7 protein-coding genes are annotated in these 8,437 nt (G+C 43.4%); 4 read left to right on the top strand and 3 right to left on the bottom strand.

The window, feature by feature from the left end; genetic code table 11:
• Positions 1-481: 481 nt before the first annotated feature.
• Positions 482-1,252, top strand: coding sequence for a hypothetical protein (locus QVO88_RS00555; protein WP_265291073.1), 771 nt, complete (start codon positions 482-484; stop codon positions 1,250-1,252).
• Positions 1,253-1,413: 161 nt separating this feature from the next.
• Here QVO88_RS00555 and QVO88_RS00550 read toward each other — a convergent pair whose 3' ends face one another.
• On the bottom strand, positions 1,414-2,511 hold the full coding sequence (locus QVO88_RS00550) for a glycerol dehydrogenase (RefSeq protein WP_022286582.1): 1,098 nt from the start codon (positions 2,509-2,511) through the stop codon (positions 1,414-1,416).
• A 345-nt stretch (positions 2,512-2,856) separates the two neighbouring features.
• Here QVO88_RS00550 and QVO88_RS00545 point away from each other — a divergent pair, with 345 nt between their 5' ends.
• Together QVO88_RS00545 and QVO88_RS00540 are read left to right on the top strand one after the other, a co-directional pair.
• Positions 2,857-3,006, top strand: a complete 150-nt coding sequence (locus QVO88_RS00545) for a hypothetical protein (protein ID WP_022286581.1) — start codon at positions 2,857-2,859, stop codon at positions 3,004-3,006.
• Positions 2,993-4,552 carry an RNA polymerase sigma factor gene (locus QVO88_RS00540; RefSeq protein WP_022286580.1) on the top strand — a complete coding sequence of 520 codons (1,560 nt, stop codon included), beginning with the start codon at positions 2,993-2,995 and terminating at the stop codon, positions 4,550-4,552. The genes QVO88_RS00545 and QVO88_RS00540 overlap by 14 nt, the downstream gene beginning before the upstream one ends.
• A gap of 68 nt (positions 4,553-4,620) precedes the next feature.
• Here the strand turns inward: QVO88_RS00540 and QVO88_RS00535 are convergent, their stop codons facing one another.
• Both QVO88_RS00535 and QVO88_RS00530 read right to left on the bottom strand, forming a co-directional pair.
• The gene (locus QVO88_RS00535) at positions 4,621-5,943 is read right to left on the bottom strand and encodes a sensor histidine kinase (RefSeq protein WP_022286579.1); all 1,323 of its coding nucleotides are present in this window, start codon (positions 5,941-5,943) and stop codon (positions 4,621-4,623) included.
• Positions 5,943-6,656 (bottom strand): LytTR family DNA-binding domain-containing protein, encoded by a 714-nt coding sequence (locus QVO88_RS00530; protein WP_022286578.1) that lies wholly within the window; start codon positions 6,654-6,656, stop codon positions 5,943-5,945. Before QVO88_RS00530 ends, QVO88_RS00535 begins: the two co-directional genes overlap by 1 nt.
• A gap of 225 nt (positions 6,657-6,881) precedes the next feature.
• Between QVO88_RS00530 and QVO88_RS00525 the strand changes: the two genes are divergently transcribed.
• On the top strand, positions 6,882-8,437 hold a 1,556-nt coding region (locus QVO88_RS00525), incomplete at its 3' end, for a GLUG motif-containing protein (RefSeq protein ID WP_288177661.1).

The raw sequence follows: 8,437 nt of genomic DNA, 5'->3' as shown, positions 1-8,437 counted from the left end.
GACGGATTTTTTTGTTCCCGGTGAGATAGAATTGCGTTATGATAAATTTTGAAATCACTCGCCGTGACGGGCATTTTATGTACTCATGTCCCTTGTGCATATGTGCTAAGCCCGCAAGATCGCAATTGTATGTAATGTCAAAAAGGTGCATATAGTCTTGACAAAAGACCGGACGTCTGTTAAACTTATCCTAAGCAAAGACCGGGGACGACACCCATAGAAAATAACAGCGTCGGAGCTAAACGCAAGCCTGTGTAATACAGGCACTAATTTAATATTGCTGTGCAAGGGGGAGATACCCATAGAAAAAAATGTTATTGTTACAGACATAAACGGAAAACGAATCGGAGCCACCTATCCCAAAAGGGCTAAGGGGCTTGTTAAGAACGGTCGGGCAGAGTATGCAAGCGACTGTGAAAAATGTACTATAAGAATGTTGGATACTCATAAGCCGACCGTGGATGTTACGGAGGTAAACAATATGGGTAAAGTAATAGATTTTGATCCTAGAGATTTTAAGGCAGATAAGTCCTGCGAAAACAATGTCATAGCTAAATATTTTGTGACCGATGAGGACGGCGAAAACGTTATTGCCTATTCTATTGGAAACTGGAATTGGGACTGGACGCAGATATGCTGTGACAAAAAACTTGAGAAAAATACCGACTATGTTTTCAGATTTGTGATAGTCGGAGGCTATTGTAATACGTGCAATGAAACTTCTCGCTTTGAGATCGTGCCTATGCCAGACGGTAGCTTAACCGATGAAGCTTACGAAGACAGATACACCTATGATCTGGCTCAGAACAGATATAAGCCTGTTTTATGCAAAAAGACCGACGAGGGTATGCTGAGGCTTTTTGAGATACCTTTCAGAACCTTTGATTGCGAAGATTTCAGGTTTGTATTCATTGCTATGCACGCTGTTGCAACGCTCTATGCGCCAAAAAAGTTTTCAGCTTATGCAGACCTTGAGGATACGAATTTTGACCAGCTTCGTGATGAGATCAACAGCAAAAACAGCGAGGATAATTCTGCAAATGTGGTGATGGATTTCACAGGCGCTCATGTCACACGCTCGACTGTCACCGATCTGCTCACAATGGCTCGTTTTGGCAAAAGCGAGAATGTTTGTATTGATTTTACAGGAGCTGTCATAGAGGACGATAAGCCGGACGATATTCAGGCTGATGCAGATGATACCGGGTCTGACGATATTGCTGTTGAGCTTATGGACGTTGCAGACAACTGAGCTTCGCAGGAAGATATACTTTACTAAGATATTATGATTTAATAAGTTGATCCAAACAGAGAAACCCATTGATCGGGTTTCTCTGTTTTTTTTCGCACAGAAAACCACCCACAGCTAAATCAGCCGTGGGTGGCAATATTATTTTAAATATATACTATTCTTTATTTTCCCAGTGCTATCTTGCCCATTGCGTCTGCCTGCATGATAGCGTCATAAAGTTCGATAGGCTGTACGTCGCCTGCAAGATTGTGGATAGTTTCGCCTGGAATACAAGCGTTCTTTGCGATAGTTTCTACCTGCTCAGGTGTAGTTACACCGATCTCTTCAAGTGTGACAGGAAGTCCCACTTCAAGGCAGAAGTTCTGTACCTCTTCAAACTCTTCCTTTGGCGCACCCTCAAGTACAAGCTGAACCAGTGTACCAAGGGCTACACAACAGCCGTGGTCTGCGTGCTTGATTCCCAATGATGTTACGCCATTGTAGAACGAGTGTGCAGCCGCACAGTTTACGTTGTCTGCTCCAACACCTGAAAGATATACGTTAGCCTCGCAGATAGCTTCAAGAGCAGGTGTAACTGCGTGTACCTTGCAAGCCTCAACTGCCTGCTTGCCATATGTTTTCAGCGTGTCATAGCAAAGTCTTGCAAGTGCCTGTCCTGCTCTTGTGATGCCTGTGCCTTCAAGGCTTGCGGACTCTGTTCTTATGGAAGCTCTGCCCTCAAAATATGTACCAAGTGCATCGCCCATGCCTGCAATAAGGAACTTTACAGGTGCGTTTGCGATAACTGTTGTGTCTACCATTACTGCGTCTGGATTGGTAGGATAGAAAAGATATTTGTCAAAGCTGTGGTCATCATTGTATATTACTGACAGACCTGTACATGGCGCATCTGTTGCCGCAACTGTAGGCACGATAACAATGTGCTTGCCTGTGTAGTATGCTGTAGCTTTTGCAGTATCAACTGCGCTTCCGCCGCCAACTGCAACTACTGTGTCGATGTTGTCAGCCTTTACTATCTCTTCCATTTTGGCTATCTCGCCCTTGCTTGATATACCACCAAATACTTCATAGCGTCTGTAATCGTCAAGTTCGCCAAAGCTTTTCTCTATCTTGTCATGACAGGCTTTGTAGCCACTGTTTGAACATACAAACAGCCACCTTTTGCCCATATAGCCCATTTCTTCATGAAACTTAAGTGTAGCATCTCTGCCCTGAACATATTTGAGCGGCTCACGCATTGCTCTGAGTCTTCCCATCATAATGAATTACCTCCGATTTGTTTGATTTATTAACTTTATACGGAATTCTTTCCGTATTTTCAACTAGATTATAGCATATTGCACAAGAGATACAAGAAGCATTTTATTAATGATATGTGAATTATCTATTATGGCAAGTTTTGAAAAATAGTTGCTTAATATACATAAATATAGTATAATGAGTATTAAGACAGTATGCGTCATAAGGTTGTGTATTTTTCATAGGCTGTGGGGTGCGTTTTTGTGCAGATATACAAAAGTGTGATGTTATGATAACCATATCGGGATAACTGCAACTAAGTATATGAAAGGGCAAAAACGAGAGAGCATGAAACGGAGATAAAAATGAAAAATGCAAAGCTTGGAGATGTCATCGCCTTTGTCCTAAGGTCCATGAACGAGGAAACTCGTCAGACAGACGATGAGGCAGAGGCGCAGATGAAAAGGTTGATACGCATACTTGTCTTGGAGGGATATGTGAATGAACAAGAATGAATTGAGAGCCGTTGTAGAAAAGGCTCAAAATGGTGAAAAGACAGCTTTTGAGAAGCTGTACAAAGAGTTCCACGAGAAGCTTTATTTCTTCGTGCTGAAAAACGTTGGGGATAAGCATACCGCAGAGGATATCTCCGAGGACAGCTTTTTGGCTTCAATGGAGGGGATAGGGTCGCTGAAAGAGCCTGAGCATTATGAAACGTGGCTTCACTCTATCGCTTTCAACAAGTGCAGAATGTATTTCAGACAAAAGGGCAGAGAGGATAACATAAGCCTTGATGACGAAAACCTCAGCGAGGATATCCATGCTGACGATACTGTTATGCTCCCTGAGGATTATGCCGATAGCAAGGAGCTTAAACGCTGTCTGAAAAAGGTCATAGAGGGGCTGAAGCCTGAGCAGAGGTCGGCGGTGATACTTTATTATTATGACGGCATGCCGCTGAAAAAAGTGTCCGAGATTTTGGAGATAAGCGAGAATGCCGCCAAGCAGAAGCTTTTTAAGGCGAGGGCAAAGATAAAGAAAGAGATAGAGCGTATCTTTGAGGGCGGCGCATTTGCGGCTGTGCCTATGAGCGCAATGATGAGAGCGGCTCTGCCGAAAAAGTATGCAATGACAGCGGCTTCACCTGTTACAGCGTTGAAAACCTCTTCCGCTGCTATAAAGATAGTGGGAACTGCGGCGGCTGTGGTGGTGGCAGTGAGCATACCATTGGCTCTCCGTGGAGTGAACAACAACGGCTTCGGCGTTCACGATGACAGCAGTGTTTCAGACAGCTTAAATGACGATAGCCTTGACCTTTCTGACAGCAGTATGGCAGACGCTTCATCAGAGAAGATACCTGAAATCAGTTCGTCAAAAGCTGAAACAGACAGCATATCTGAGCCGTCAAGCGAGCCTGAAAAGGTAACAGACACCGCCGTGACAACTGCACCTGCACCTGTGCAAACCGATACTCCTGTTACAGATACGCAAGGCGAAAATACAAGCGCTGTCCTCCCAAGTGCAGACAAACCAGGCGAGGAGCTGTTTTCAAATACAGTGGGGGATATGCTCAAAATGGCAGACAACAACTATGAGTTTGTTTATCCAACATTCGTTCAAAACGGCTATGATTCTATGTATCAGTGCTCGGCTTTTCCGCAGTATCACTTCGGCAGGGCGGCTTTGAATACCGAAACAGGCAAGGGCTATGTTGACGAAAGCCTGCCTGTCACAAGGGTGGAGCTTTACAATGGTGCATACATCACAAAGAATATCTATGTGGGCATGACATACAACGAGCTTTGCAACGCTCTGGGTGAAAAGCCACTTATGTATCTTTCAAATACAGACAGAAACCGAATCGTATCAGCGACAATAAACGGCAGAACATGGTGGTTCGGCTTTGACCTCACTGACGAACAGCTTGATGAAACATATAAAAGAATGCAGGCTCAGACGGACAGCGAGACTTTTGAACTCAACCCATATCAATACGGCGTTGACATCTCTGACATTGACCCTGTTACAAGCGTGGCAGTGTGTGATATAAGCGACAATTAAGAACAGCAAAACGGATATACTATATATAATAGAAAAAGCGGAGGCTCTTTGCGAGCTTTCCGCCTTTTTCATATGTTCAGCATTACGGAAGCGTAAAACATTCCGTCACCGTATTCAAATTTAGCTACGCCATTGTATTTGGCGGCAATGTTCTTGACAGACTCTGTGCCGATCCCTTTGCCATTGCGTTTTGAGGAAAGGAAACCGCCTTCTGGGTCGGTGAGTATAGTTCCGGTGAAGGTGTTGTCCACCGCTAGGCAAAGGGAATAGATGTCAGCCTTTGCTCTGATTATTATTTTTTTATTCTTTGCACTGTCAGACACGCAGCCGTGAATGGCATTTTCGATAAGATTTCCGAAAAGCACAGAGAGGTCGGTTATGTCTATTTTTATGTCATCTGGGATGTCAGCACTCACCTTGTATTCAATGCCGCTGCTTTCCGCTATTTGAGCAAAATATGCAAGAAGTGCGCTTACAGATGTGTTTTTGCAGTAAATGTGTTCTGATATATCGGGCATAGAATCCCTGAAAGAATTGAGATATTCCGAAAGCTTATCGTATTCGCCCTTTTTCAGAAGCTCCTGCATAAGAGCGATATGATGTCTGACATCATGCTTATAGCGTCTTGTTTCTTTTATCTTATCCTGCAAATAGTCATATTGCAGGTTCTGCATTTCAAGCAGGTGGTTATTTTCCTGAAGCCGCAGATTTTTCTGCTGTTCGCTGACCAGCAGTGCCACGATGTAATACACCAGAAACGCTCCTGCATTTATAAAGAACAGAGCTATGGTGTTCTTTGGCTCCAGAGCAAGCTCTAAGCTGCTTTTCGTAGAGTTGCCGTAGAGAGTATAGTACCATATTATATAGAACGTAAATGGGATAAGCCAAAGATAGCGCCACTCCAGACCTGACGGCTCTCTTTCCACCGCAGGTGTGTAGACCTTTTTCATGTAGATAAAAAGCGGCCCCCATACCACGGCTTCTGTCATAAGCATACAAAGGGAAAACGACCAGCGGTATGACTCATAGGCAAGTGACGGGAACAGAATGCCCTCCAGACACTTTGAGGTAATGACGATAAAGCTTGCGTTATTTGAAAGCAGAAGCAGTGTGAAGCCTGTTTTGCCGACCTTGACCTTCACAGCGAAAAAGTAAAAAGCCGCATAGAGCAGGGTGCTGACTGCACTTAGCAGACCTGCATTTGTGCTGAAAAATGCCGCCTGCCAGCCTAAGAAGATCTGCACCAGTGAAAGAGCCACAACAAGTCCCACAGTAGCTGTTTTGGAAAAGCGAAGCCTATGCCGGAAGGGATAAAGGGCAAGCACCATAAGTGGCAGAAAATTCAGAAGGGAATATATGCCCACTTCCACAAGGCGGTATAAAGGAGGCATTACTGCTCACCGCCTTTTCGCAGATCACTGAAGCGAAACTGAGCGAAGGCGTCTAATGTTTCTCTGGATTTTCGGCGGCTTATGGGGATATGTGTGCCGTCGCTCATTATGAAAAGGTCGCTTTTTTGCTGGGCTATCTCATAGAAATTCACGATGACGCCTTTGGTGGAGGTGTAAAAGTATGAATGACTGCAAAAAATGCTCTCGATCTCAGCGAAAGAATTTCTTGAAACTATGCTTTCACCGTCTGTGCAATGGATTGTCACGATATGTGACGCACAGTCTATGTAGATAACATTTCTGAGTATCACGTTCTGACCGTCGGGAAGCTTAACTGAACGCATACGATCAATTTCATCAGAACCGATCCGGTCGAGCATTGCTTTTACTTTGTCAGCCTGAAAGGGCTTACAAAGATAGTAGCAGGCGTTGAGGTCGTAGCTTTCGCTTGCAAACTCGTTGCTTGAAGTGCCGAATGCGATATGCACGTTTTTGTCTGTTTCACGAAGCTTTTCTGCGACCTCTATCCCTGTCATTTTCCCCATGAATATATCAAGCACCACCAGATCATAAGCTCCCATCTGCCAACATGATAAAAAGCTTTCTCCGCTTGAAAACGTATCTATCTGACAGCTGTGAGCGGTTTGTTCGGAAATATATTCATGAAGAAGTGCAAGGTCGTTTTTATTATCGTCTACCAATGCCACTCTCATACTGTAAAAATCCTTTCTTATACATGATTTCTTAATATATAATAACACACATCAAAGCAAAATTCAAGCATTATTCATTTATTTTGTTACCGCTTGTGCAGATTTTTGACCGTTTGTGCTAAATTTATTGACAAAGTGTGTAGTCTGTGTTAAAATAATCGTGTAAAATTATGTTCTGAGTAAAAAAGAAATATCAGCAACGAAAAATATTATGGAGGAATTAGAATGAAAAAGAAAATTTTAAGTCTTTTGGTGACGGGCTGTCTTTTGTTTGTGCCGACAACGGCATTTGCAGACGATAATAAGACGGTAATAAAAACTGTTGACGACCTGTTGGCGTTTTCAAAAGCGGTAAACAACGGAGATTATGACAAGAATAAGGACGCAGTTGTTGTTCTTGAAAATGACCTTGACTTGACAGGTGTTGTATGGACGCCTATCGGAAACGTTTTCGATGAAAACGGCTATATTGAACATTGTTTCAGCGGCAAATTCTACGGAAACGGTCATACTATTTCAAACATTGATTTTACGTCTATTTATGGTAAAGATTTGTTGGTCGGTTTCTTTGGCGATATCGAGGAAGCAGAGGTATCAGGTCTGACTATAGAGGGAAATCTGGATGTGACAAATACTGATAACGAATATACTGTTTATGGCACTATTGCAGGATTTGCAGGTGATTGTACTATTTCTGATTGTGTGTCAAACGTATCGTTCAACAATAACGGCAAATATGTTTATGGCTTCATAGGCATGGTAGGTCAGGCATACGGCACAACTTTTGAATATTGTGAGAACACAGCAGACATAACTATCTCAGGCGACAACGAAAGTGTTTATGTCGGCGGTATAGTTGGATATGCGCAGATTGGAACGGAAGTCCGCTATTGTTCAAGCACAGGCGATATGGTATATGCTGCACCAGACGCCGGCGGTATCGTAGGACGTTTGTATGGCGATTCCAAGGTTATAAACAGCTATGTTACAGGAAAACTCACGCCGGTTGGCAACGGAACCACAGATGTAGGCGGTATCGTTGGTTCAGTAGCCGGCGGTTCTGTAAGTGATTGCTATTTTGCAGGAGAAATTGACCTTTCACAGTACTCAGCCAAAAAGCCATATACACGTTTCGGCGGAATAGTGGGGAAGGATTCCTCGTCTACAACTGACTTTAAAAACAACTATTTCACAGAAACAGAAAATGTTGAAGCTTGCGGTTCAAATAAAGAAGCAGGCAAGGCTAAAGCATATGACTATATGACAACAAAAGAATTTTATGACGAGTTGACAGCTGGCGGTGCAAAGTATCAGTATGTTGAGGGAAAAACGCCTGTCCTGCCAACTAAGGAATATGCAGTTGATTTTGAAGTAACACCTGCTGACCTGAAAAATGTTGTAATAAAGGTAGACGGAAAAGAGATAACAAGCAATACTGCAATGCTTACATCAGGCACTTACACAGTAGAGGTAACTGCTGACGATTGCGAGCCTCTCAGCAAGGAAATAACTATTTCAGCAGATATCGCAACACATACACAGGCTTTTGAACTTGTTTACAAGTCAGCAGACTATACAGAGCTTGACAAGGCAGAGAAAGCCGCAAAGGCTCTCAACAAAGACGATTATGAGGACTTCTCAGAAGTCGAAAAGGCTCTTGCCGCTATCGACAGAACAAAGAACATCACAGAGCAGGCTGATGTTGACGCTATGGTAAAGGCTATAAATGACGCTGTGGCAAACCTTGTAAAGAAAACACCTGCTTCTTCACAGCCTGACAG

Source organism: Ruminococcus sp. CAG:57 (assembly GCF_000435935.1).
In the GTDB taxonomy this organism is placed as follows: domain Bacteria; phylum Bacillota; class Clostridia; order Oscillospirales; family Ruminococcaceae; genus Hominimerdicola; species Hominimerdicola aceti.
The sequence above is the reverse complement of the archived record's forward strand: the minus strand, read 5'-3'. Positions and strand labels throughout refer to the sequence as shown.